Here is a 22,841-nt window from a genome sequence, read left to right as displayed (position 1 = left end):
TTATTCATGCCTGTAAGTTGCGTACGCTGGTTTTACTTCTCTGTACTCCGGGCCTGGATACATTGTCCGCTGCACAAAATCGGAGTACCAGACGCCATTTCCGTCATAAATGCATGCATGGCCGTATTGATGATGCGCAGTAGCCTGGATAACAGCAACATCCCCCTCGATCGGTTCGCCGTAAACTTGTCTAAAGCCAGCCAATATTAAATTGCTTTCCATGTCTTTCGCGTAATGCGTGTTATGCAGATTTGCGCCACCAGCGCGAATGGCATTGGATACGAATTCTGCGCATCTTTTCTGGCTATGCAGTCCAGCGTGGTTGCGAGCAAAAACTACAGCTTTATGGGCATTCCACATAATTTCTATCCCTGTAATTTGAATGAATAACAAGGGAAACATTACGCCGATAAGTTGCGCTTTTTTGTAATGAATAGTGAGGCGGTATTAACCACTATCCATAGAATTTATGTAAGCCTATCAAACAATAACCTAACCTGATGCCAGCAGATTGCGGTTTTTTTATGGACAAAACAAAATGCCCTATAAACACAATCTGATGAATGTACTGGTCATGCTGTTTACCAATCCGCCGGAGGCTCTGCGCATTCTCGCCGTTATGTTTGCTGGTGGTTTTATTCGCTGGTGTATGGGTGCTGATGCTGGGGTTATAGCCATGCTGAAAGCTCCTTTTCAGTTAGTTTGACGTGATCGTCAGAGACTAATAAATCAGCATAACCAGACCTTCTCAAGGCATTGCATGCTATACATATCGTGAATATCTTATTGTTATTTATAGAAAGTAATTTCTATATACATATCAATATCGAATCAAACCCCACCTAAATACGCTTTCCTCACCTCCTGATTGCCCAGCAGTTCTTCGCCGCTACCGCTCAGGCGGATCTGGCCATTAACCATCACATATCCCCGGTCAGAAAGTTTCAGCGCATGGTGCGCATTCTGCTCGACCAGAAAAATCGTCATGCCGTTGCGGGCCAGCTCGCGCAGCGTCTGGAAAATCTGTTTTACCACAATGGGTGCCAGCCCAAGACTCGGTTCATCCAGCAGCAGCAATTTCGGGCGACTCATCAACGCCCGGGCAATGGCCAGCATTTGTTGTTCACCGCCGGACATGGTCATCGCGCGCTGCTTGCGACGCTCTTTGAGGCGCGGAAACAGGTCAAACATGATTTGCATATCTTCAGTCGCAAATTGATTGCCGATGGGGATAGTCCCCATCAGCAGGTTTTCTTCAACCGTCATATCCGGGAAGATTCGTCTGCCTTCCGGCGCCTGCGCAATGCCGCCGGACGCGACGTAGTGGGTGGATTTATGGCTGATATCTTCACCACCAAAAAGGATCTGTCCGTTGCGGATACGGGGCTGGCCAAAGATGGACATCAGTAGTGTCGATTTACCCGCGCCGTTTGCGCCAATCAGCGCTACGGTTTCACCCTTATTGACCTCGAGGGAGACCTGCTTCAGCGCCTGAATGACGCCGTAAAACACGTCCACCTCGCGAAATGCCAGCAGCGGTTCGTTCATAAGGTGACCTCGCTTTCGTCCGTACCCAGGTAGGCGGCAATGACCTTTTCATCATGCTGGATCTGCTCGGGTTTTCCTCTGGCAATAACATCGCCGTGGTCGAGCACGATAATGTCGTCCGAAATCTCCATCACCATCCCCATATCATGCTCGATCAACAACACCGTGATGTCGTGATGATCGCGCAGAAAACGAACTATGCTGCTCAGCTTATGTGTTTCTACCGGGTTTAGCCCGGCAGCGGGCTCATCCAGGCAGATCATCTCCGGCCCGGTACACATTGCCCGCGCGATTTCCAGACGCCGCTGTTGCCCATACGACATCTCTCCCGCCAGGCGATTGGCGCACTCCACCAGATCAACCACTTCCAGCCAGTAGAAGGCTCTGTCTAGGGCATCACTCTCCGCCCGGCGGTATGCCGGCGTATTTAAGATCCCGGCAAGAAGATTGCGGTTAACGCGCATATGCTGTGCAACCAGCAGGTTTTCCACGACCGACATTTCGCGAAAAAGCCGGATATTTTGAAACGTGCGCGCCAGTCCGGCGCGGTTGACCAGGTGGGTTCCGCCAAACATTTTGTAGAAAAGACGCTGCCCAAACTGCGCGGGGTTAATCCAGTCACCTGGCTGGAATTTTTGCCCGAGGACCTGAATAACGTTGGTCGTTTTACTGCGGGTGTTAAATAAAATGTTGCCGCCAGAGGCTCTGTAGAAGCCCGTCAGGCAGTTAAACACGGTGGTTTTCCCCGCACCGTTTGGCCCAATCAGGGCGGTAATAGAGCCACGCTGCACGTCCAGGTTGACATCGTTTAGCGCCTTAATCCCACCGAAGTGCATCATCAGATGTTCAACGCGCAATATCATATCGTTCATGGCGCAACGCCCTTACGCACGGCAAACCCGCTGCGGTTTATGCGGATCAAACCGCGTGGACGCCAGATCATCATCACCACCATCAGCATGCCAAACAGCAGGACCCGGTACTCGGCAAAACTGCGCAGCAGCTCGGGCGTGACGGTAAGCACAAAGGCCGCCAGCACGACGCCAAGCGTAGAGCCCATACCGCCCAGCACCACGATGGCGAGGATCAGTGCCGATTCAAAAAACGTAAATGAGGTCGGATTCACGAAGCCCTGATAAGTCGCAAAGAATACCCCGGCAATCCCGGCGGTCGACGCACCGAGCGTAAAGGCCGAAAGCTTGACCAGAACATGGTTCAAGCCCATTGAGCGACAGGCGATTTCGTCTTCGCGCAGTGCTTCCCACGCCCGGCCAATTGGCATCCGCGTCAGGCGGTGCTTGATATAAAGCACCAGCATCACCACCAGAAACAGCACCGTATAGATGAATATAAATTTCATATTTGGGTTGTAGGTCAGGTGGAAAAATTCGTGGAAGGGCACTCCACCTTCTTTAGCCCGACGGCCAAACTCCAGACCGAAAAAGGTAGGAGGAGGGGCTGAAACACCATTGGGCCCTCCGGTGAAGGTCAGCCAGTTGTTCAGGATCAGACGAATGATCTCCCCAAACCCGAGGGTCACAATGGCCAGATAGTCACCGTGCATGCGCAGCACCGGGAAACCGAGCAGGGCACCTGCGGCAGCGGCCATGATTGCCGCCAGCGGTAGCATGCTCCAGAAGCCTAACCCAAGATACTCATAACCCAGCGCCAGGCCATAAGCGCCGATGGCATAGAACGCGACATATCCCAGGTCCAGCAGACCGGCCAGACCCACGACGATGTTAAGTCCCAGACCAAGAAGCACGTAGATCAGCCCGAGAATGGCAACGGTCAGCACATATTTGGTGGCGACAAACGGGAAGCAAATCGCAAGGGTAATCACCAGAGGAATAATCCAGCGCATGCGGCTTTTGTATTCCGGGGGGCGGACATACACGCCCGCGCTATCGGCCTCAAAGCGTGACTGGAAACGGGCTCCGGTAGCAGTACCCAAGAAAGCGCTCAGCAGAAAGCGCCCCAGCATCACTATGCCAACCATCCAGGCCAGCCTTTGTCCGGCAAAGTTGAAGCTGTACCCGTCCAGCACCACGCCCGCAATTGGACCGAAGATAATCAGCGCAATCAGCCCGGAAAAAATGGCGTCCAGAGTGCAGCGTTTGAGAGAAAAACCGTGGCTTGTCATCGTTGCTCCCTCACACTTTGGCCACAATCGGGCGACCAAGCAGTCCCTGGGGACGGAAAATAAGGATCATCACCAGAAGCCCAAACGAGAACACATCTTTATAGTCCGAGTTCACCATGCCCGAGAACTGGGCTTCCGCCACGCCGAGAATAAGTCCGCCGAGCATTGCCCCGGGCAGGGAACCGATGCCGCCGAGTACCGCCGCGGTAAAGGCTTTGATGCCAATGACAAATCCGACGTAGAAATCAAAGGTGCCGTAATTCATGGTGATGAGCACACCCGCCAGACCCGCCATTGCCGCGCCGATGACAAAGACCAGCGAAATAATCCGGTCGGTGTTTATCCCCAGAATGGAGGCCATTTTGCGGTCCTGTTGCACCGCGCGGCACATCCGTCCCAGGCGGGTATGGTTGATTATCCAGGTGAGGACCAGCATGCCGGCAAATGAAGCGACCAGAATAAACACTTTAGTATAGGTTATCTGAACGAACCCTTCCCCCAGATGCAGGCGAATAACGCCATCCAGCATGGTCGGAACCCCTTGCTGGCGCGGTCCCTGGTTCAACTGCGCGTAGTTTTGCAGAATAAGCGACATCCCGATGGCGGAGATCAGTGGCGCCAGGCGTGTGGAGTTTCGCAGCGGCTTATAGGCAATTCGCTCGATGGTCCAGCCGTAAACCCCGGTCACCACAATAGTGAAAACCAGCGTCCCGAGGATCAACAGAGGGAACGACTGCAGGCCGAAGAATGACAGCAGCGCCAGGCCAATGGCGCAGAGATAGGCGGAAATCATATACACTTCGCCGTGGGCGAAATTAATCATGCCGATAATGCCGTACACCATGGTGTAGCCGATGGCGATCAGGCCGTAGACGGAGCCCAGCGTTAAGCCATTAATTAACTGTTGCAGGAAGAATGTACTCATCTTAGCGCGCTCGTTTTTATAGGCTGCGCGACTTACGCAGCCTGATGTTTATTACGCGCCGACAGGCTGGCCTGCCGGCGTTGAGCGTGATTCCGTCCCGTTACTGCACTTCCTTATATTTTCCTTTGTCGTCCCACTGGTAAACCACGTAGTCAGACACTTTCAGATCGCCTTTGCTGTCCCAGGCTTTTTTGCCCATCACCGTGTCGACGGCATTGGCTTTCAGCCACTCGCTGGCTTTGGCTGAGTCCTTGCCACCGGTGGCTTTGAAGGCAGCAGCAATGGCCTGTACAGAGGCATAGGAATAGAGGGTGTAACCTTCGGGTTCGAATTTACCGGCACGGAATTTCTCGATAACCGCTTTACCGTCCGGGATCAGGCGCGGATCTTTACCGAAGGTCATGTAAATGCCGTTGGTGTATTGCGGGCCGCCCGCGGCGGTTACCATCTCTTCGTTGACAATACAGTCGCCGGAGAAGAATTTCGCCTGCACGCCCTGTTCACGCATCTGGCGAACCAGCGGACCGGCTTCCGGGTGACAGCCACCGAAGAACACCACGTCCGGTTTTTGTGCACCGATCTTCGTCACCAGCGCGTTAAAGTCTTTTTCACCGCGCGAAAGTCCCTCATACATCACATCCTGAACCCCGCGTTTCGCCAGCGCCGCTTTGGTGGCGTCAGCCAGACCCTGACCATAAGTATCTTTATCGTGAATGATCACCACACGTTTGGCTTTCAGCTTGTCGATGATGAAGTCGCTGGCGACCTGGCCCTGCTGGTCATCGCGTCCGCACATGCGGAACATGTCGCTCATACCGCGTTCAGTAATCAGCGGGTTGGTCGAGCCGGGAGTGATGGCAATAATCCCCGCATCGCTGTAAACCTCGGAGGCGGGCATGGTGGAAGAGGAGCAGAAGTGGCCGACCACGGCGTTGACTTTATCCTGGTCCACCAGACGGTTAGCAACAGCCACAGCCTGTTTCGGCTCGCAGGCGTCATCCCCCTGAACCAGTTTGATCTTCTCCCCGTTAATGCCGCCAGCAGCATTAATGTCTTCAGCGGCTTGCGTTGCGCCGTGCCAGTACTGATCGCCATAGGTGGCATTGGGGCCTGTGAACGGTCCGGCGACACCAATCACAATATCTGCCTGGGCGGAAAATGCGGTCACCAGGCAACCGGCCAACACAAGAGAAAGAGGCGTTCTGATAAATTTCAGCGACATTATTATGTTCCTTAGCAAAGAGGTTTTTGCACCACGGCGTATACCCAAACGCCCGACGGCGCAGCCAGTCCAAAACACGAGCAAGAACAAAATGCACTAAACGAACAAGATCCAGACTGCATCCTGCGTGATACGGCGAGGTTTCCATGCGCAACTTCGCGCGAAGAACATTAAGCAAAAACGTTGCCAGAATGGTTAACCCATTGATGGGTTTGCGACATGTTTGAGTATAGAGCCCCGTGTTATGTCGCCTTGCGGGAGGAGAAGAAATTACAGCGGAGATCACATATCGTTAACAATAAAGCCCATAAGTTGTGCAGGAGTCACGATTTGCACGTTTTTGCAGCAATAAAGACCTAAACTTCAACCCGGAAAGGTGTGCGATATGTGGTAGGATCCTTTCCTTTTTATCAGGAGTGTCAGCGATGACTGAAGGCCCATTGAATGAAAGCGAAATGGAGTGGCTTGAAGAGACATTAATGTCTTACGGTCACGACGATGCGTCCGTGATTGACGTCTCCGAACTGGACGGCATGCTTACCGCAGTGCTTTCTGGCCCCGTTGTCGTCGAGCCCGATACCTGGCTGGTGGCGGTGTGGGGTGGCGAGAAATACATTCCACGCTGGAAAAACGATCGTGAGATGAACCGTTTTATCGATCTCTGCTTTAAGCATATGAACGATATCGCCGAGCGCCTGAGCGAATACCCGGATCAGTTTGAACCGATGTTTGGTTACAACGACGTGGACGGTGAAAGCTATACCGTTGTGGAAGAGTGGTGCTACGGCTACATGCGCGGCGTGGCGCTGACGGACTGGTCTGCCTTGCCGGAAGATCTAAAGGCCGATCTGGATGTGATTGCGCTGCACGGTACGGAAGAGAACAGTGAGAAACTGGATGCGCTGACAGAAGAGGAATATAAAGCCAGCATTGAAAGCATCCAGCCTGCGGCACTGCGTTTGTACAATTATTGGGTGAACAACCCGCAGCAACCGGAAGCGAAGAAGCCGATTGTGAATGGGGCGAAGGTCGGGCGTAACGATCCGTGTCCTTGCGGCAGCGGGAAGAAGTTTAAGAGCTGCTGTTTGCACTGATAAAAAAGGGGCTGATGATAGCCCCTTTTTTAGTTACCCCACTTCAGACAGCATTCCCGCTGCAATCAAAACCTGCACCAGAATAATCACCACGCCACAGCCAAACACGATACACAGCAGCGGTTTTCCCCCCGCCACGCGATACCCTTGCTGAGGATGTTGCTGACGGCTCTTCCATGCCAGCAGGGAAGGGAGCAACAGGGCAAGGATCGACAGTGCCACCCCCGCGTAACCCAGCGCCATCACAAACCCGCGCGGGTAAAACAGCGCAAAGGCCAGCGGTGGCAGGAAGGTAATTGCGCCCGTCTGCAACCGGCCAGCCGCGGTATTGCGACGCTGGAACAGGTCAGCCAGGTAATCAAACAGGCCCAGCGCCACGCCCAGGAACGACGTGGCCAGTGCCAGGTCGGCAAACAGGTGTACCGCCAGTTCCACATGTGGAGAGGTCACAACCTCGCGCAGTGCCAGCAGAAAACCATTCAGGCCAGCGTGTTGCGCCATCAGTCCAATAAAGGTCGAAGAGTCAATGCTGCCCAGCGTCACCAGTTGCCAGAAAATATAGGCAATCAGGGGGATCGCGCTGCCGATAACAAAGACACGGCGCAGCTTGCGAATATCGCCGTTCATATAGCTGACAATGCTCGGCACGCTGCCGTGAAAACCAAACGAAGTGAAAATGACCGGGATCGCGGAAAGCGCCAGCCCTTTTTCCAGCGGCAGCGTCAGCAGGTTGACCTTGTGTACATGCGGCGCGAGCAGTACCAGCATCACAATCAGGAACAGAATTTTGGCGCTGAACAGAAAACGGTTAAACAGATCGACCAGCGACGTCCCCACGCAGACCACACCCCCGCCGATGAGTGCAAAGAAAATGGCGCCGGTTGCCGGGGTAATATCGGAGCCGAACCAGTCATTGACGCTGGAGGCGATGAGCTCCCCGGCACCGCTGATATAGGCGGCAGTCAGAGCGTACATCAGGAACATCATGCTAAAGCCGGTTATCCACTGACCGTAGCGTCCCAGATAGCGTGCTGCAAGAGAACCCAGACCGGTGTCGGCTGGCACATGCTGATAAACCTCAAGCAACAACAGTGCGGTGTAGCACATTAACGCCCAGAGCATACCAAGTAGCAGCAAGGTCATCCCAAACCCCACGCCTGCGGCTGCCAGGGGCATTGCCAGCATTCCTGCTCCAATCGTCGTTCCGGCGACGATAAAAATACTTCCCAGGGTTCTGTTTTTCACGCTTTCCTCTACAACGATTCGTAATCGCGACAAAATCTGCGGCGCAGAGTAAGGGAAAAGCGGTAACTCGTCAAATCACCGTTACAAGTAGTGTAATGAAATATTTACGAGATCGAGCGCTCTGCGATCATGCATGGGGCGTCATCCAGACGTAACGTTAATAAGGGGAACAGGAAATACAATGAGGGTTTTGATGCAGGGAATGTAAGTAAAAAACGCGGCGCCGATTTTCGGCACCGCGCTGGAATTAGTTTTGCGTATCGAGGGTAGAAAGTTCTTTATCAATAAAGTAAAGACCTTCGCCAGATTTACCCACCAGAGATAATTTATCCAGGACGGATTTAAACAGCTTCTCTTCTTCGTGCTGTTCAGCAACATACCATTGCAGGAAGTTAAAGGTTGGATAATCCTGGCTGGTCATCGCCGCATGAACCAGTTCGTTAATCTTCTGTGTGATTAATTGTTCGTGCTCGTAGGTTGCGCGGAACAGTTCATCGAGAGAATTATATTCAGCAAAAGGGGATGTCACGGTTTCAATGCGCGGCAGGGCGCCGGTATCTGTCAGATAATCAAACAGACGTTGCATATGGGTCATCTCTTCCTGAGCGTGACGACGCAAAAACGCAGCCGCGCCTTCGAAACTGTGGTAGCTGCACCAGGCGCTCATCTGCTGGTAGAGCAGGGACGAAAAAAGCTCAAGGTTCATTTGTGCATTGAGCTTGTCGATCATTTCAGTTTTCAGCATAGTGGCGCTCCCGGTTATTATTTCTGATTCACAATGAGCGATACTATAATTTGTTATTTAATTATTTGCAAAACGTAAAATTTTTATTTCTTTATTTAAAATACGAATGGGAATAAAACGCATTGACGATTTTTATATTTATTAATGAGAATTATTTTTGTTCGTAATGAAATAAACTGCCAGCAAACACTGGCAGTCCTGATTAATACCACGGATTATTTGACTTAGGGTTAACGGCAAAACCCATACATTTATACTGGATAGTCACGCTCTCGTTCAGACACAGAGAGCCGCTAATCAGCGTGCAGGTTTTGATGGGCTGGCCATAGGCAGAGGCGGTGGCATACCCCATGCTCTGACACGCTTTTGCCGCCGTACCGTTATTCACATACTCATCAGAATACGCATTTTGTAGCGCCGCCTGGCCGTAGTCGAGGCGGACTATGCCGTTGGGCGCGTCGAGACTACTGACCTCAGCCTGGCGGTTAATGCTACACCCCGCGAGCAGCAGGATCGTGCCAGCTACGATGACTCTTTTCATGGTTCGCTCTGAATGGATGGAAATACGTTATCGTACCTGCAGATGTCTGCTGCAATGCCTGGAATAGCCGGACAATCTGCCCTCTCTCTTTGCAACGGGATGGAATTGAATGTAATCCGCATCCGGTACATTTAATATTGGCGGTTTTTTTGTACCTGTACGTGACGAAGGGGAGATAAAAGAGCCTGCGTTTTGCTACTATGGCGGCCTTTAAATAAGGAGAAAGCCCCCATGTCTCAAAACCTGAGTGCCGAGCAGGAACTGGTCTCTGACGTTGTCGCCTGTCAGCTGGTTATCAAACAAATTCTTGATGTCCTGGACGTTATTGCGCCGGTTGAAGTGCGCGAGAAGATGTCAACTCAGCTGAAAAACATTGATTTCGCCAGTCATCCGGCAGCGGCTGATCCGGTTACGCTTCGTGCCATCCAAAAAGCCATTGCGCTGATTGAGCTGCGATTCACGCCGCAGAGTGAGTCTCACTGAAGAGTGGAAATGGGCGACAGTATTTGTCGCCCTTCAATGCCATCAGAAGAACGTCTGGACCAGCAGGTAGCTTGCCGCGCACGCACAACTTACACCAATCAGCCCTGGCAGAATAAAGCTGTGGTTGATGATAAATTTGCCGATGCGGGTCGTGCCTGAACGGTCAAAACCGATACAGGCCAAATCACTTGGATAGGTCGGCAGGACAAAATACCCGTATGACGCCGGGAAAAAGGCGATCAGCATTTTCGGCTCAATACCCAACATCAGGCCCATGGGCGCAACGGCCGTCAGCGCTGCGGCCTGGCTGTTCACCAGCTTCGACACCAGAAACAGTACAATGGCATACGTCCACGGGTGGCTTTTCACAACGCCTTCCAGCGCCAGTTTTAACTCGTCAAGATGCGCCTGGAAAAAGGTATCACTCATCCACGCCACGCCGAACACCGAGAAGATCGCCACCATTCCGGCTTTGAATACCGCACCGTTAGAAATAGCAGAGGCATTGACCTTGCAGGCCATCAGCATTACGGCGCCTGCAATTAACATCATCATCTGAATGACAAGGTTCATCGACAGCGCCGTCATTTTGCCTTTCAGCTCAAAGGCGGGGCGTAATTCCGGGAATGCCCCCAGCAGCACCACTACGGCAATACCGGCAAAGAAAATCCACGTGGACCAGTAGGCTTGTTTTGGAAAACGTTGATTCATTAACGTCTCTGTTCCGCCATAGATAAACTCGCGCTGCTTTGGATCTTTAAGCTTCTCCTGAAAATCCATGTCGTCGGCCAGATCTTTCCCGCGCCGCAAACTCCACAGGGCAGCGATGGCTACACCGAAAAGTGAAGCAGGAACTGACACTGCAAGTATTTCAAGGATGCCCCACGCATGGCCAATTCCATGCTGAGCGCCCAGGATGGACACCAGCGATACAACGGCAACGGAAACCGGTGATGCCGTAATCGCCATCTGCGAGGCAACGGATGCCACCGCCATTGGACGTTCCGGACGGATCCCTTTTTTCAGGGCGATATCTGCAATGATCGGGAACATGGTGTAGACCACATGCCCGGTACCACACAGAAAAGTCAGCATCCAGGTGGTAAAGGGGGCGAGAAGTGTGATGTGCTGTGGGTGTTTACGCAGAAGGCGCTCTGCAAATTGCATCATGACATTGAGACCGCCTGCGGTCTGCAGAGTAGCTGCGCAACCAATCACCGCGAGGATAGTCAACATGACGTCAACCGGGGGCTTGCCAGGTTGCAGCCCAAAAACAAAACACAAAATAAAAAGCCCAATACCGCTTATTAACCCCAGCCCCATACCGCCGAAACGTGTACCTGTCAGCAGGCAGAGGAGAATGACAACAAACTCGATGGTGATCATGATGCTCCCTCGTCAATGATTATGTAATTAAATAAATCATTACATGTTGTGTGGGTAATCATTGGGAGCAAGATCTGATTTGTTAAATTTCAGCAAAAGCAGAAGGTTGGCGGTGAGAAGGGAAACCTGCGCCCGGACGGGCGCGGGTTAAAAGGGATCAGTGATGTTGCACCGTCACAATGTCGAGCAGGTGACGGTCAGTTTGTTCCGGGCATAACCCTGCCTGTCGCGCATTGCGCAGTTCATCCGCCAGTATCTTCAGCAGCATGCCGTCCTGCTGCTGTTCTTTGTCCATGTCGCGTAAGAATTTAAGGGTGGTAGTGTCTTGCTGCGCTTTGGCTTCATCGGCCAGTTTACTCAGAGTGGTGCAACGTTGCTCATACTCTTCAAGCGTTTTCTGGAACAGTTCTTCCAGGGAGGAGTAGTCATCATTAATGGTATCAAGGGCTTTAACAACAGGATTGGCGCCAACGGCCTTCATGAAGTTAAAGACGCGCATCATGTGCGTGACGTTACTTTGCGCCTGAGTACGGAAGAATGTTGCTGAACCCGTAAGACTGTTCTCAGCACACCACGCACTTAAGTGAAGGTGCAGATTGGACGCATAGAACTCAAGGTTCATCTGCGCATTTAGTTTTTGCATCATCGTTGGGGTAGCCATACTCATATCCTTATTGACTGTGGGACGAGATGTCCGCTGCTTAACCTGAGCGTCAGGCATTGACGAAGAACTCGCAGATATACAATTTCCGCAGTATCTAAAATCGACCTAAAATTCACTTCCTGTGTTCGATATAAATAAGCATACCCTTGTCTCCGGGGTAAGAAAACTCCTAAGTACCTTATTTTTACCATACATTACAAAAATTAAAATACTACAAATTTGCAAATGGATTTTCATAAAGTAAATATAGCATAAACCATTGATAATTAATTGTTATTTTAATTTGTCGCATGCTAATGTTCTTCCGTAAATATTAAGTCGGAATAATGCTCTGAGAAAAAATGAAATACGGATTATTCATTGCGAATATATGATACGCGGGAAAAATTGCGCTAAATCAATTTCTGCAGAATAACAGTCTGATGTGGTTCCCGCGCATTTGTGATGAAACGCAGTTTGATCTTTTTTTTCGTTGGTTGCCATTTTTCCCGGCGGACGGTGTCAGGGATTTCTTAGCTAATCTTATGGATAATTCTGCTTAACCCTCTTTCATTTGTCTGACAAATCCTGCCTTTTTTATGTCATTTTTCGCTGAATTTATGTACGCAATTACTGTAATTCTGCGGTGTGATGGGGCTCTCTTATGGATGATTAATTTCCCGCTAAAACTATCACCAGCAATAACGCTTATGACGAGGTAAGCGCTAATGCCTTGTTTTAAGTCCGATTAAATTAGAAGCACGCACATATTCCCTACAGAAAAGAATGCTAAAGCTGGAGTTTACCATGCACAAATTTACTAAAGCGCTGGCGGCCATCGGTCTGGCTGCCGTTATGTCACAATCCGCTATCGCTGAGAATTTAAAACTCGGTTTTTTGGTAAAACAGCCCGAAGAACCCTGGTTCCAGACTGAGTGGAAATTCGCAGATAAAGCCGGAAAAGATTTAGGTTTTGAAGTGATTAAAATCGCCGTGCCTGACGGTGAAAAAACCCTGAATGCCATCGACAGCCTGGCGGCCAGCGGTGCGAAAGGTTTCGTTATCTGCACACCCGATCCAAAACTGGGATCGGCAATCGCGGCGAAAGCGCGCGGTTACGACATGAAGGTCATTGCGGTTGACGATCAGTTCGTTAACGCCAAAGGCAAACCGATGGACAGCGTCCCTCTGGTGATGATGGCGGCGACCAAAATCGGTGAACGTCAGGGCCAGGAACTTTATAAAGAGATGCAAAAACGCGGCTGGGATGTGAAAGAAACCGCTGTGATGGCCATTACTGCGGACGAACTGGACACGGCTCGCCGCCGTACTTCCGGTTCCATGGACGCGCTGAAAGCAGCCGGCTTCCCGGAAAAACAGATCTACAAAGTCCCCACCAAATCTAACGATATCCCGGGTGCTTTCGACGCCGCGAACTCCATGCTGGTTCAGCATCCGGAAGTGAAACACTGGCTGGTGGTGGGGATGAACGACAACACCGTGCTGGGCGGGGTACGCGCGACGGAAGGTCAGGGCTTCAAAGCGCCTGATGTGATCGGGATCGGCATCAACGGTGTTGACGCCGTCAGCGAACTGTCCAAAGCGCAGGCTACCGGTTTCTACGGCTCTCTGCTGCCAAGCCCGGACGTTCACGGCTACAAATCCAGCGAGATGCTCTACAACTGGGTAACCAAAGGGGCTGAACCGCCGAAATTTACCGAAGTGACCGACGTGGTGTTGATCACCCGCGACAACTTCAAAGAGGAACTGGCGAAAAAAGGATTGGGCGGTAAGTAATTCGCTGTGATTGTGCCCCTCATTCCTGTGAGGGGCCAGATGTACACACTACTGGAATCACGGAGACGTTATGCAACAGTCTGAGCCGTATCTCTCTTTTCGCGGCATCGGTAAAACTTTCCCCGGTGTTAATGCGCTGACCGATATCAGTTTCGACTGCTATGCCGGCCAGGTTCACGCCCTGATGGGCGAAAACGGCGCGGGAAAATCCACGCTGTTGAAAATCCTCAGCGGTAACTACACGCCGACGACCGGCACGCTGGCTATTCGCGGAGACGAGGTGGCGTTTGCCGATACCACGGCGGCGCTCAACGCCGGGGTAGCCATTATTTATCAGGAACTGCACCTCATCCCTGAGATGACCGTGGCAGAAAACATCTATTTAGGACAGCTTCCGCATAAAAGCGGCGTGGTAAATCGTTCGCTACTTAATTATGAAGCGGGGCTGCAGCTTAAACATCTTGGCCTGGACGTTGATCCTCAGACGCCACTGAAATATCTCTCTATTGGTCAGTGGCAGATGGTTGAAATTGCTAAGGCGCTGGCGCGTAACGCCTGAATCATAGCCTTCGATGAACCCACCAGTTCGCTCTCCGCGCGTGAAATAGAGAATTTGTTCCGTGTGATCCGCGAATTGCGTCAGGAAGGCCGCACCATTTTGTACGTTTCGCACCGTATGGAAGAGATATTCGCCCTGAGTGATGCCATTACCGTCTTTAAAGACGGACGCTATGTACGCACCTTTACCGACATGAAGCAGGTTAACCATGACCAGCTTGTTCAGGCGATGGTTGGCCGCGAGTTGGGTGACATTTATCACTGGCAGCCGCGCGAGTATGGCCCTGAACGCCTGCGTCTGGATAGCGTAAAAGCGCCAGGCGTGCGTACGCCAGTCTCCTTGTCAGTACGCAGCGGTGAAATCGTCGGACTGTTTGGCCTGGTGGGGGCGGGGCGCAGCGAGTTGATGAAAGGGTTATTCGGCGGTACCCGGATTACCGAAGGTCAGGTTTCCATTGACGGCGAGCGGGTAGATATTCAGAAACCGGCCCACGCGATCAGGGCCGGGATGATGCTCTGCCCGGAAGACCGTAAAGCGGAGGGGATCATTCCTGTTCATTCGGTGCGCGATAACATCAATATTTCCGCCCGCCGTAAGTTTATCCGCGCCGGTTGCCTGATTAACGATAGCTGGGAGTCGAGCAATGCCGACCACCATATTCGTTCGCTGAATATCAAAACGCCTGGCCCGGAACAGCTGATCATGAATCTCTCCGGCGGAAACCAGCAGAAGGCTATTTTAGGCCGCTGGCTGTCGGAAGATATGAAGGTCATTTTATTAGATGAGCCAACGCGCGGTATTGATGTGGGGGCAAAACACGAAATTTATAACGTGATCTATGAACTGGCAAAACGCGGCGTGGCGGTGCTCTTCGCCTCCAGCGATCTGCCGGAGGTGCTTGGCGTTGCCGACCGCATTGTCGTGATGCGTGAAGGTGAAATTGCCGGTGAATTACTTCATGAACAGGCGAATGAACAACAGGCGTTGAACCTCGCCATGCCTAAAGTCAGCCAGGCTGTCGCCTGAGTAAGGAGTTAATGATGTCCTCTGTTACTACATCCGGAGTACCGAAGTCGGCTTTCAGTTTTGGACGCATCTGGGATCAGTACGGCATGCTGGTGGTCTTTGCCGCGCTGTTCCTCGCCTGTGCGATCTTTGTTCCTAATTTTGCCACTTTCATTAATATGAAAGGGCTGGGGTTGGCCATTTCCATGTCAGGGATGGTGGCCTGCGGCATGCTCTTCTGCCTGGCCTCCGGCGATTTTGACCTGTCGGTGGCGTCCGTTATTGCCTGCGCGGGTGTGACCACGGCAGTGGTGATCAACATGACTGAAAGCCTGTGGATCGGCGTCCTGGCCGGTCTGTTACTGGGCGTCATCAGCGGTCTGGTCAACGGTTTTGTCATTGCGCGTCTGAAGATAAATGCCCTGATCACCACGCTTGCCACAATGCAAATTGTCCGAGGCCTGGCCTATATTATTTCCGACGGTAAAGCGGTGGGGATTGAAGACGAGCGCTTCTTTACGCTGGGTTACGCCAACTGGCTCGGTCTGCCTGCGCCTATCTGGCTGACCGTAGCCTGCCTGATCCTGTTCGGCTTCCTGCTTAACCGGACCACCTTTGGCCGTAATACGCTGGCGATTGGTGGCAATGAAGAAGCGGCGCGTCTGGCTGGGGTGCCGGTCGTGCGAACCAAGATTATTATCTTTGTGCTCTCGGGGCTGGTTTCTGCCGCCGCGGGCATTATTCTGGCATCACGCATGACCAGTGGCCAGCCCATGACCTCTATCGGTTACGAGCTGATCGTCATTTCGGCCTGCGTTTTAGGGGGCGTTTCCCTTAAAGGCGGCATCGGAAAAATCTCATATGTGGTGGCCGGTATCCTGATCTTAGGGACGGTAGAGAACGCCATGAACCTGCTGAATATTTCCCCGTTCTCTCAGTACGTGGTTCGTGGCCTGATCCTGCTGGCAGCGGTGATTTTCGACCGTTACAAGCAAAAAGCGAAGCGTACCGTATAACGCTTTTTCCCGTCTTTTATTGCTCAACTTATAACCTTAGTTGACCCCTTAACCGCCTCGCCAGTAAAACTGGCGGGGCGGTTGTCAAATGGCGAGCCACGTCACACTGTCTATACTTACATGGCTATGAAAGAGGTAAAGGCGTTTACCTCTCGCAAACCGTAAGGAGGAAAAGGGTGGCTGACTTGTTAACCGCACCGCCTGTACTGTCCGGACACTATGCTTTCTTTTTTGATCTCGACGGCACGCTCGCCGGGATAAAACCGCACCCTGATCAGGTGGCTATTCCGGATGCGGTATTACAGGATTTGCATCAGCTCTCGCTTATGAATGAGGGAGCACTGGCATTGATATCAGGGCGCTCAATGGCCGAGCTGGATATGCTCGCCAGTCCTTACCACTTTCCGCTGGCCGGTGTACACGGAGCGGAGCGCCGCGACATCCATGATCAAACGCATATCGTTTCACTTCCCGATGCACTCACACAACGTCTCCAGGAGAAACTTTCTGCTGCGCTGGCAGAACTGCCTGGCACAGAACTGGAAGCTAAAGGCATGGCCTTTGCTCTGCATTATCGCCAGGCCCCACAACATGAAGAGCGTGTGCTTGCCCTTGCCAGAGAAATTGCGAATGCGAACCCGCAACTGGCGTTACAGCCGGGTAAATGCGTGGTGGAGCTAAAACCGCAAGGGATCAATAAAGGCGCGGCCATCACCGCGTTTATGGCGGAGGAACCTTTTAAGGGCCGGACGCCCGTTTTCTTTGGGGATGACCTGACCGACGAAGCAGGGTTCCGCGTGGTGAATCAGGCCAGAGGGATCTCCGTTAAGGTTGGGCCCGGCGACACTGTTGCCCAATGGCGGCTGGTGGATGTCGCCGGCGTCTGGCAGTGGATATCTGACATCGCTAACCAGCAACAACAAATAGCGCAAAACCAAGGGGGAAACCATTATGGGTCGCTTAGTCGTCGTCTCTAACCGAATCGCGCCGCCTGATGATAAAAAAGTCAGCGCGGGTGGCCTGGCGGTAGGGGTGTTAGGTGCCTTAAAAGCTGCTGGCGGGCTGTGGTTTGGCTGGAGTGGTGAAATCAGTGAAGACGAAAAACCGCTCAAAAAAGTGACGCGCGGAAATATTACGTGGGCATCGTTCGCGTTAAAAGAGAAAGACTATGACGAGTATTACTCGCAGTTCTCGAATGCCGTTCTGTGGCCTGCATTTCACTACCGTCTTGACCTGGTTAAATTCCAGCGTGAATCCTTCGAAGGCTACACGCGAGTCAACGCGCTGCTGGCGGATAAACTGCTGCCTTTAATCGAAGAAGACGATATTTTATGGATCCACGATTATCATCTGCTCCCCTTCGCCAGAGAATTGCGGGAAAGGGGCGTAAATAACCGGATTGGTTTTTTCCTGCATATCCCGTTCCCGACACCGGAGATTTTTACCGCGTTACCACCCCATGAAGCGTTGCTGGAGGCGCTATGTGATTACGATTTGTTGGGCTTCCAGACTGAAAATGATCGCCTTGCGTTTTTGGATTCTGTGTCAGGCAAAACGCGTCTGGTGACCAAAGGTGGAAAAACGCATACCGCATGGGGGAAAACATTCCACACCGAAGTGTATCCTATTGGGATTGAACCCGACGAGATTGCGGAGCAGGCCGCCGGGCCGTTGCCATCAAAGCTGGCGCAGCTTAAGAATGAACTTAAGCATGTGAAAAATATCTTCTCGGTAGAGCGACTTGATTATTCCAAAGGGTTACCGGAACGCTTTCTGGCATATGAAACGCTGTTGGATAAGTACCCTCAACACCACGGTAAAATTCGCTATACGCAGATAGCACCAACGTCGCGCGGCGAAGTTCAGGCCTACCAGGACATTCGGCATCAGCTGGAGACAGAAGCGGGGCGCATTAACGGCCGCTATGGCCAACTGGGCTGGACGCCGCTCTTTTATCTAAATCAACACTTTGACCGTAAAATCCTGATGAAAGTGTTCCGCTATGCAGACGTTGGCCTGGTCACGCCGCTGCGTGACGGGATGAACCTGGTGGCGAAAGAGTATGTGGCGGCTCAGGATCCTGCCGACCCGGGTGTACTGGTACTTTCACAGTTTGCCGGAGCGGCAAATGAACTCACTTCGGCGCTTATCGTAAATCCTTACGATCGGGATGATGTGGCTAACGCCCTGAACCGCGCCCTGACAATGCCGCTTACAGAGCGCATTTCCCGGCATGCCGAAATGATGGAGACGATCCGTAAGAACGACATAAATCACTGGCAGGCGAATTTTATTCAGGATTTACGTGATATCGCCCCGAAAAGTAAGGATGGTGATCTGCAAAAAAAGATCGCGACATTTCCTAAACTCGCCTGATTTTCTACTGGGGGATTAATCTCCCCCAAGAGGTACTAACAGCACATCGACCTGACTTGAAGCAACAATAGATTTCGCCGCACATGCCGCGCGCGATAAAAAGCTATGGTTGTGGTTCCCGCATATCACTAAATCAATATTCTGTTTACGACACATGTCGAGAATATGTGCATTAAGTTCTCCCGTTGCAATAACGGTCTCATAAACAGGATATTGTGCCTTTTCAGCCAGCTCCCGCAGAAATTGCTGTGTTTCTTCCTGAAGTACCTCCCGAATTTCTTCAAGCATAGGGGCTGCCAGCTGGTTATACATTTCGGGTTCGGCCTCGAGAGTGATGAGGCTGATGCGGGCATTATGGGGCCTGGCAATGGAAACTGCCCGGGCGACAAGCTGATGGCTTTCGGGTGAAACAGCAACAGAAACAAGAAGATGGGAGTAACTCATGGTGCACTCCTTAGATGTCTGACAGACTGCGTCTACCCACCTTTACCGCGAATCCCCTGGTTCTGCAAGAGTTGAATACGACATTAGTGTGAAGCTTATCATAATTATTCATTAATTATTCTTATAAGAAGAATAACTGAAAAATACGCCTAAATGAAAAAAATTAACAACTTAACGTAAATCACACAATTTTACTCTTCCACTATTAAATCATTTTAACGCGTTATAAACACAATTCGAATGATCACATACTGAAACATTTTTTTTGAGCGTTACGCATAAGTATATGTTTTTTCGAGGTAAGAAAAATGTATCCAGGACATTCTCGGGATGTGAACGATTGCAGACACCGGGAATGACAGGCAAAGCACGTGATATGCCAGTTATGTTCACCCTTCTGCATGAGTATTCGGCATTTAAGAATACAAAACAGTACTGATTGTTCGATATTTGAACAAATTACAAGTCATACTGATGGATTTATGGGTGATATTCACTTAAATTATGTGATGTGGATCACATTTTTTTTAAATTTGAGGAAGGCTGCATTGTATGTATCAAATCTGACGAGTAGAGTTTGCGTCGAATTAGGAAAAATCTTAGTTATTTGTAAGAAATGATAAAAGATGTAAGAGGCGCAACGGCGTTTCTTCTCTTGCGTGTATCAACTGAATACAAACCTAAATTCAACTATGCATTTGGCCTTTTCTTTTTTATACCGGGTGATTTCCCGGCGACATCACGGGGTGCGGTCTTTCCGCATAAAAATAATAGTTGGTTATTCGGGATGGGAACAATGCATACATCCGAGTTGCTAAAACATATCTATGACATCAATTTGTCGTATTTACTGCTCGCGCAGCGTTTGATTAGTCAGGACAAGGCGTCCGCGATGTTTCGTCTGGGTATTAACGAAGAAATGGCAACCATGCTGGGGGGTTTAACCCTCCCTCAGATGGTTAAACTGGCCGAAACGAATCAGCTGGTTTGTCAGTTCCGTTTCGATGATTCACAGACAATAACGCGTCTGACGCAGGAATCCCGTGTTGACGATCTTCAACAGATCCATACCGGTATACTTCTCTCCACTCGCTTGCTTAACGAAATCAGCCAGCCTGATGACGCAGCCCGTAAGAAAAGGGCCTAGCAATGAGCGAAAAAAGCATTGTTCAGGAAGCGCGTGACATACAGTTGGCCATGGAGCTGATTACACTGGGTGCTCGTTTACAAATGCTGGAAAGCGAGACTCAGTTGAGCCGTGGTCGTCTCATCAAACTGTACAAAGAGTTACGTGGTAGTCCCCCGCCGAAAGGCATGCTGCCGTTTTCTACCGACTGGTTTATGACGTGGGAGCAGAACATCCACGCATCCATGTTCTGTAACGCCTGGCAGTATCTTCTCAAAACCGGTTTGTGTAGCGGCGTTGACGCTGTGATCAAAGCGTACAAACTTTACCTTGAACAATGCCCACAGCAAGAAGATGGTCCACTGCTGGCGCTGACCCGCGCATGGACGCTGGTGCGTTTTGTTGAAAGCGGAATGCTTGAACTGTCGCGCTGCAATTGCTGCGATGGCAATTTTATTACCCATGCTCATCAGCCTGCAGGCAGCTTCGCCTGTAGTTTATGTCAGCCTCCATCCCGTGCAGTAAAAAGACGTAAACTTTCCCGGGATGCTGCCGATATTATTCCACAACTGCTGGATGAACAGATCGAACAAGCTGTTTAACCCGAACGTGTGGGCAAGATTCCAGCAGCGGTAAGCAATTACCGCTGCTTTTTTTTACCCCGCAAACGGTAAACGCTGCGAACTGAACGTCCTTGCCATAGTCACTAGCGGAAGGATGATGTCGTGCTTATCTTATTAGGTTACCTGGTAGTTCTCGGTACAGTTTTCGGCGGTTACATGATGACCGGCGGGCACCTTGGAGCACTCTATCAACCGGCTGAACTTATTATCATCGGCGGCGCAGGGGTAGGGGCTTTTATCGTTGGTAACAACGGTAAATCGATCAAGGGCACGCTGAAAGCGATTCCATTGCTGTTCCGTCGCTCGAAATACACCAAAAGCATGTATATGGACCTGCTGGCGCTGCTTTATCGCCTGATGGCGAAGTCACGTCAACAGGGGATGTTCTCTCTTGAACGCGATATCGAAAACCCGAAAGAGAGTGAAATTTTTGCCAGCTATCCGCGCATTCTTGCCGACGCCATGATGCTGGATTTCATCGTCGACTACCTGCGACTCATCATCAGCGGCAATATGAACACCTTCGAAATTGAAGCGCTGATGGACGAAGAGATCGAAACCCACGAAAGTGAATCCGAAGTGCCGGCCAACAGCCTGGCGCTGGTGGGCGACTCCCTTCCTGCGTTCGGTATCGTTGCCGCTGTCATGGGGGTTGTTCACGCCCTGGCCTCGGCGGATCGTCCTGCCGCTGAGCTGGGCGCACTGATCGCCCATGCGATGGTGGGTACTTTCCTCGGTATTTTGCTGGCGTATGGCTTCATCTCTCCGCTGGCAAGCGTTCTGCGCCAGAAGAGCGCGGAAACGACTAAAATGATGCAGTGCGTGAAGATCACGCTGCTCTCTAACCTCAACGGTTATGCGCCACCGATCGCGGTTGAGTTTGGCCGTAAAACGCTTTACTCCAGCGAGCGTCCGTCGTTTATCGAGCTTGAAGAACACGTGCGTGCGGTGAAAAACCCAAACCAACAGACGACAACTGAGGACGCATGAAAAACCAGTCCCATCCGATCGTCATCGTAAAAAAACGCAAGCATAAGGGCGGCGGGCATGGCGCACACGGCTCGTGGAAAATTGCGTACGCCGATTTTATGACTGCAATGATGGCGTTCTTTCTGGTGATGTGGCTTATCTCCATCTCCAGCCCGAAAGAACTGATCCAGATTGCGGAATATTTCCGAACGCCGCTGGCGACGGCGGTGGCCGGTGGGCCGCGCATCTCTAACAGCGACAGCCCAATTCCGGGCGGTGGCGATGATTACACCCAGCAGAAGGGTGAGGTGAAAAAAGAGCCAAACATCGACGAGCTGAAAAGAAAGATGGAGCAGGCGCGCCTGAAGAAACTGCGTGGCGATCTCGATCAGCTGATTGAAGCAGATCCAAAACTGCGCGCGCTGCGTCCGCATCTGAAAATCGATCTGGTACAGGAAGGGTTACGTATCCAGATTATTGATAGCCAGAACCGCCCAATGTTTAAGACCGGGAGTGCGGAAGTTGAGCCGTACATGCGCGATATTTTGCGTGCTATTGCGCCGGTGCTGAACGGCATTCCTAACCGAATCAGCCTGTCAGGACACACGGATGATTTCCCGTATGCCAGTGGAGAGAAGGGATACAGCAACTGGGAGCTTTCTGCCGATCGTGCCAACGCCTCGCGTCGCGAGCTGGTGGCCGGTGGGCTTGATGATGGCAAGGTACTGCGCGTGGTCGGCATGGCAGCAACCATGCGTGTCTCCGACCGCGGGCCGGATGACGCCATCAACCGTCGTATCAGTCTTTTAGTGCTGAACCAGCAGGCGGAGCAGGCCATCCTGCATGAAAACGCCGAAAGTCAGAATGAGTCACTGGACGATTTAAAACAGCCTGGGGCCGTTCCTTCGGCTGCCGTTCCAACATCGCCACCAGCCAATCCGAGGTGATAGC

The 22,841-nt window shown here is 51.5% G+C and carries 23 protein-coding genes and 1 pseudogene; 12 read left to right on the top strand and 12 right to left on the bottom strand.

What is annotated here, in order from left to right; genetic code table 11:
* The gene (locus AAHF05_RS13485) at positions 1-360 is read right to left on the bottom strand and encodes a CHAP domain-containing protein (RefSeq protein ID WP_108089661.1); all 360 of its coding nucleotides are present in this window, start codon (positions 358-360) and stop codon (positions 1-3) included.
* A gap of 178 nt (positions 361-538) precedes the next feature.
* On the opposite strand from AAHF05_RS13485, the gene AAHF05_RS13480 reads away from it, so the two are divergent.
* Positions 539-706, top strand: coding sequence for a hypothetical protein (locus tag AAHF05_RS13480; protein ID WP_160311047.1), 168 nt, complete (start codon positions 539-541; stop codon positions 704-706).
* A gap of 125 nt (positions 707-831) precedes the next feature.
* Here the strand turns inward: AAHF05_RS13480 and AAHF05_RS13475 are convergent, their stop codons facing one another.
* From AAHF05_RS13475 to AAHF05_RS13455, 5 genes are all read right to left on the bottom strand, one after another.
* Positions 832-1,548 carry an ABC transporter ATP-binding protein gene (locus AAHF05_RS13475; protein ID WP_049006585.1) on the bottom strand — a complete coding sequence of 239 codons (717 nt, stop codon included), beginning with the start codon at positions 1,546-1,548 and terminating at the stop codon, positions 832-834.
* Complete coding sequence (locus tag AAHF05_RS13470; protein ID WP_129323353.1) at positions 1,545-2,420, bottom strand: ATP-binding cassette domain-containing protein; 876 nt, start codon at positions 2,418-2,420, stop codon at positions 1,545-1,547. The genes AAHF05_RS13475 and AAHF05_RS13470 overlap by 4 nt, the downstream gene beginning before the upstream one ends.
* A complete protein-coding gene (gene livM / locus AAHF05_RS13465; RefSeq protein WP_332616038.1) occupies positions 2,417-3,691 on the bottom strand; it encodes a high-affinity branched-chain amino acid ABC transporter permease LivM in 1,275 nt (424 codons plus the stop codon). The genes AAHF05_RS13470 and livM overlap by 4 nt, the downstream gene beginning before the upstream one ends.
* A 10-nt stretch (positions 3,692-3,701) precedes the next feature.
* Positions 3,702-4,616, bottom strand: a complete 915-nt coding sequence (locus tag AAHF05_RS13460; protein WP_129323355.1) for a branched-chain amino acid ABC transporter permease LivH — start codon at positions 4,614-4,616, stop codon at positions 3,702-3,704.
* Between the two features lie 100 nt (positions 4,617-4,716).
* Entirely contained in the window at positions 4,717-5,838 is a 1,122-nt protein-coding gene (locus AAHF05_RS13455) for a branched-chain amino acid ABC transporter substrate-binding protein (protein ID WP_028021355.1), read from the bottom strand.
* 425 nt (positions 5,839-6,263) lie between these two features.
* Here AAHF05_RS13455 and AAHF05_RS13450 point away from each other — a divergent pair, with 425 nt between their 5' ends.
* A complete protein-coding gene (locus tag AAHF05_RS13450; protein ID WP_028018591.1) occupies positions 6,264-6,932 on the top strand; it encodes a YecA family protein in 669 nt (222 codons plus the stop codon).
* 33 nt (positions 6,933-6,965) lie between these two features.
* Here the strand turns inward: AAHF05_RS13450 and tyrP are convergent, their stop codons facing one another.
* The 3 genes from tyrP to yecR form a co-directional block, all read right to left on the bottom strand.
* Positions 6,966-8,177, bottom strand: a complete 1,212-nt coding sequence (gene tyrP / locus AAHF05_RS13445) for a tyrosine transporter TyrP (protein WP_332616045.1) — start codon at positions 8,175-8,177, stop codon at positions 6,966-6,968.
* Positions 8,178-8,424: 247 nt separating this feature from the next.
* A complete protein-coding gene (ftnA, locus tag AAHF05_RS13440) occupies positions 8,425-8,922 on the bottom strand; it encodes a non-heme ferritin (protein WP_129323357.1) in 498 nt (165 codons plus the stop codon).
* Between the two features lie 202 nt (positions 8,923-9,124).
* Positions 9,125-9,463, bottom strand: coding sequence for a YecR family lipoprotein (yecR, locus tag AAHF05_RS13435; RefSeq protein ID WP_028018594.1), 339 nt, complete (start codon positions 9,461-9,463; stop codon positions 9,125-9,127).
* A 231-nt stretch (positions 9,464-9,694) separates the two neighbouring features.
* Here yecR and AAHF05_RS13430 point away from each other — a divergent pair, with 231 nt between their 5' ends.
* On the top strand, positions 9,695-9,946 hold the full coding sequence (locus AAHF05_RS13430; protein ID WP_129323358.1) for a DUF2766 family protein: 252 nt from the start codon (positions 9,695-9,697) through the stop codon (positions 9,944-9,946).
* A gap of 42 nt (positions 9,947-9,988) precedes the next feature.
* Here the strand turns inward: AAHF05_RS13430 and AAHF05_RS13425 are convergent, their stop codons facing one another.
* Together AAHF05_RS13425 and AAHF05_RS13420 are read right to left on the bottom strand one after the other, a co-directional pair.
* Complete coding sequence (locus AAHF05_RS13425) at positions 9,989-11,332, bottom strand: anaerobic C4-dicarboxylate transporter (RefSeq protein WP_028018596.1); 1,344 nt, start codon at positions 11,330-11,332, stop codon at positions 9,989-9,991.
* A gap of 157 nt (positions 11,333-11,489) precedes the next feature.
* Positions 11,490-11,993 carry a non-heme ferritin-like protein gene (locus tag AAHF05_RS13420; RefSeq protein WP_028018597.1) on the bottom strand — a complete coding sequence of 168 codons (504 nt, stop codon included), beginning with the start codon at positions 11,991-11,993 and terminating at the stop codon, positions 11,490-11,492.
* 789 nt (positions 11,994-12,782) lie between these two features.
* Here AAHF05_RS13420 and araF point away from each other — a divergent pair.
* The 5 genes and pseudogenes from araF (at position 12,783) to otsA (ending at position 18,728) form a co-directional block, all read left to right on the top strand.
* A complete protein-coding gene (araF, locus tag AAHF05_RS13415; protein WP_024909787.1) occupies positions 12,783-13,772 on the top strand; it encodes an arabinose ABC transporter substrate-binding protein AraF in 990 nt (329 codons plus the stop codon).
* Positions 13,773-13,842: 70 nt separating this feature from the next.
* Positions 13,843-15,357: pseudogene (gene araG / locus AAHF05_RS13410) on the top strand (L-arabinose ABC transporter ATP-binding protein AraG).
* Positions 15,358-15,371: 14 nt separating this feature from the next.
* The gene (araH, locus tag AAHF05_RS13405) at positions 15,372-16,352 is read left to right on the top strand and encodes an L-arabinose ABC transporter permease AraH (protein ID WP_032666953.1); all 981 of its coding nucleotides are present in this window, start codon (positions 15,372-15,374) and stop codon (positions 16,350-16,352) included.
* A 176-nt stretch (positions 16,353-16,528) separates the two neighbouring features.
* On the top strand, positions 16,529-17,329 hold the full coding sequence (gene otsB, locus AAHF05_RS13400; protein ID WP_129323359.1) for a trehalose-phosphatase: 801 nt from the start codon (positions 16,529-16,531) through the stop codon (positions 17,327-17,329).
* Positions 17,304-18,728, top strand: coding sequence for an alpha,alpha-trehalose-phosphate synthase (gene otsA / locus AAHF05_RS13395; protein WP_028018601.1), 1,425 nt, complete (start codon positions 17,304-17,306; stop codon positions 18,726-18,728). The genes otsB and otsA overlap by 26 nt, the downstream gene beginning before the upstream one ends.
* A gap of 15 nt (positions 18,729-18,743) precedes the next feature.
* On the opposite strand, the gene uspC is transcribed toward otsA, so the two are convergent.
* Positions 18,744-19,172, bottom strand: coding sequence for a universal stress protein UspC (gene uspC, locus AAHF05_RS13390; protein ID WP_129323360.1), 429 nt, complete (start codon positions 19,170-19,172; stop codon positions 18,744-18,746).
* Positions 19,173-19,968: 796 nt separating this feature from the next.
* Here uspC and flhD point away from each other — a divergent pair.
* From flhD to motB, 4 genes are all read left to right on the top strand, one after another.
* The gene (flhD, locus tag AAHF05_RS13385) at positions 19,969-20,319 is read left to right on the top strand and encodes a flagellar transcriptional regulator FlhD (protein WP_023312264.1); all 351 of its coding nucleotides are present in this window, start codon (positions 19,969-19,971) and stop codon (positions 20,317-20,319) included.
* Between the two features lie 2 nt (positions 20,320-20,321).
* On the top strand, positions 20,322-20,900 hold the full coding sequence (gene flhC, locus AAHF05_RS13380; protein WP_010432486.1) for a flagellar transcriptional regulator FlhC: 579 nt from the start codon (positions 20,322-20,324) through the stop codon (positions 20,898-20,900).
* A 123-nt stretch (positions 20,901-21,023) separates the two neighbouring features.
* On the top strand, positions 21,024-21,911 hold the full coding sequence (gene motA / locus AAHF05_RS13375; protein WP_008500417.1) for a flagellar motor stator protein MotA: 888 nt from the start codon (positions 21,024-21,026) through the stop codon (positions 21,909-21,911).
* Complete coding sequence (gene motB, locus AAHF05_RS13370; RefSeq protein WP_028018604.1) at positions 21,908-22,837, top strand: flagellar motor protein MotB; 930 nt, start codon at positions 21,908-21,910, stop codon at positions 22,835-22,837. Before motA ends, motB begins: the two co-directional genes overlap by 4 nt.
* Positions 22,838-22,841 lie beyond the last annotated feature (4 nt).

The sequence above is a fragment of the Enterobacter adelaidei genome (assembly GCF_041937165.1).
Lineage (GTDB): Bacteria > Pseudomonadota > Gammaproteobacteria > Enterobacterales > Enterobacteriaceae > Enterobacter > Enterobacter adelaidei.
The sequence above is the reverse complement of the archived record's forward strand: the minus strand, read 5'-3'. Positions and strand labels throughout refer to the sequence as shown.

Bases quoted from the DNA above. Each gene is read 5' to 3' on its own strand.
- flhC (WP_010432486.1), top strand. From the start codon at position 20,322: ATGAGCGAAAAAAGCATTGTTCAGGAAGCGCGTGACATACAGTTGGCC.
- uspC (WP_129323360.1), bottom strand. From the start codon at position 19,172: ATGAGTTACTCCCATCTTCTTGTTTCTGTTGCTGTTTCACCCGAAAGC.
- AAHF05_RS13420 (WP_028018597.1), bottom strand. From the start codon at position 11,993: ATGGCTACCCCAACGATGATGCAAAAACTAAATGCGCAGATGAACCTT.
- ftnA (WP_129323357.1), bottom strand. From the start codon at position 8,922: ATGCTGAAAACTGAAATGATCGACAAGCTCAATGCACAAATGAACCTT.
- AAHF05_RS13470 (WP_129323353.1), bottom strand. From the start codon at position 2,420: ATGAACGATATGATATTGCGCGTTGAACATCTGATGATGCACTTCGGT.
- AAHF05_RS13425 (WP_028018596.1), bottom strand. From the start codon at position 11,332: ATGATCACCATCGAGTTTGTTGTCATTCTCCTCTGCCTGCTGACAGGT.
- AAHF05_RS13450 (WP_028018591.1), top strand. From the start codon at position 6,264: ATGACTGAAGGCCCATTGAATGAAAGCGAAATGGAGTGGCTTGAAGAG.
- araF (WP_024909787.1), top strand. From the start codon at position 12,783: ATGCACAAATTTACTAAAGCGCTGGCGGCCATCGGTCTGGCTGCCGTT.
- yecR (WP_028018594.1), bottom strand. From the start codon at position 9,463: ATGAAAAGAGTCATCGTAGCTGGCACGATCCTGCTGCTCGCGGGGTGT.
- AAHF05_RS13460 (WP_129323355.1), bottom strand. From the start codon at position 4,616: ATGAGTACATTCTTCCTGCAACAGTTAATTAATGGCTTAACGCTGGGC.
- motB (WP_028018604.1), top strand. From the start codon at position 21,908: ATGAAAAACCAGTCCCATCCGATCGTCATCGTAAAAAAACGCAAGCAT.
- AAHF05_RS13480 (WP_160311047.1), top strand. From the start codon at position 539: ATGCCCTATAAACACAATCTGATGAATGTACTGGTCATGCTGTTTACC.
- araH (WP_032666953.1), top strand. From the start codon at position 15,372: ATGTCCTCTGTTACTACATCCGGAGTACCGAAGTCGGCTTTCAGTTTT.
- AAHF05_RS13430 (WP_129323358.1), top strand. From the start codon at position 9,695: ATGTCTCAAAACCTGAGTGCCGAGCAGGAACTGGTCTCTGACGTTGTC.
- flhD (WP_023312264.1), top strand. From the start codon at position 19,969: ATGCATACATCCGAGTTGCTAAAACATATCTATGACATCAATTTGTCG.
- AAHF05_RS13455 (WP_028021355.1), bottom strand. From the start codon at position 5,838: ATGTCGCTGAAATTTATCAGAACGCCTCTTTCTCTTGTGTTGGCCGGT.
- AAHF05_RS13485 (WP_108089661.1), bottom strand. From the start codon at position 360: ATGTGGAATGCCCATAAAGCTGTAGTTTTTGCTCGCAACCACGCTGGA.
- otsA (WP_028018601.1), top strand. From the start codon at position 17,304: ATGGGTCGCTTAGTCGTCGTCTCTAACCGAATCGCGCCGCCTGATGAT.
- livM (WP_332616038.1), bottom strand. From the start codon at position 3,691: ATGACAAGCCACGGTTTTTCTCTCAAACGCTGCACTCTGGACGCCATT.
- AAHF05_RS13475 (WP_049006585.1), bottom strand. From the start codon at position 1,548: ATGAACGAACCGCTGCTGGCATTTCGCGAGGTGGACGTGTTTTACGGC.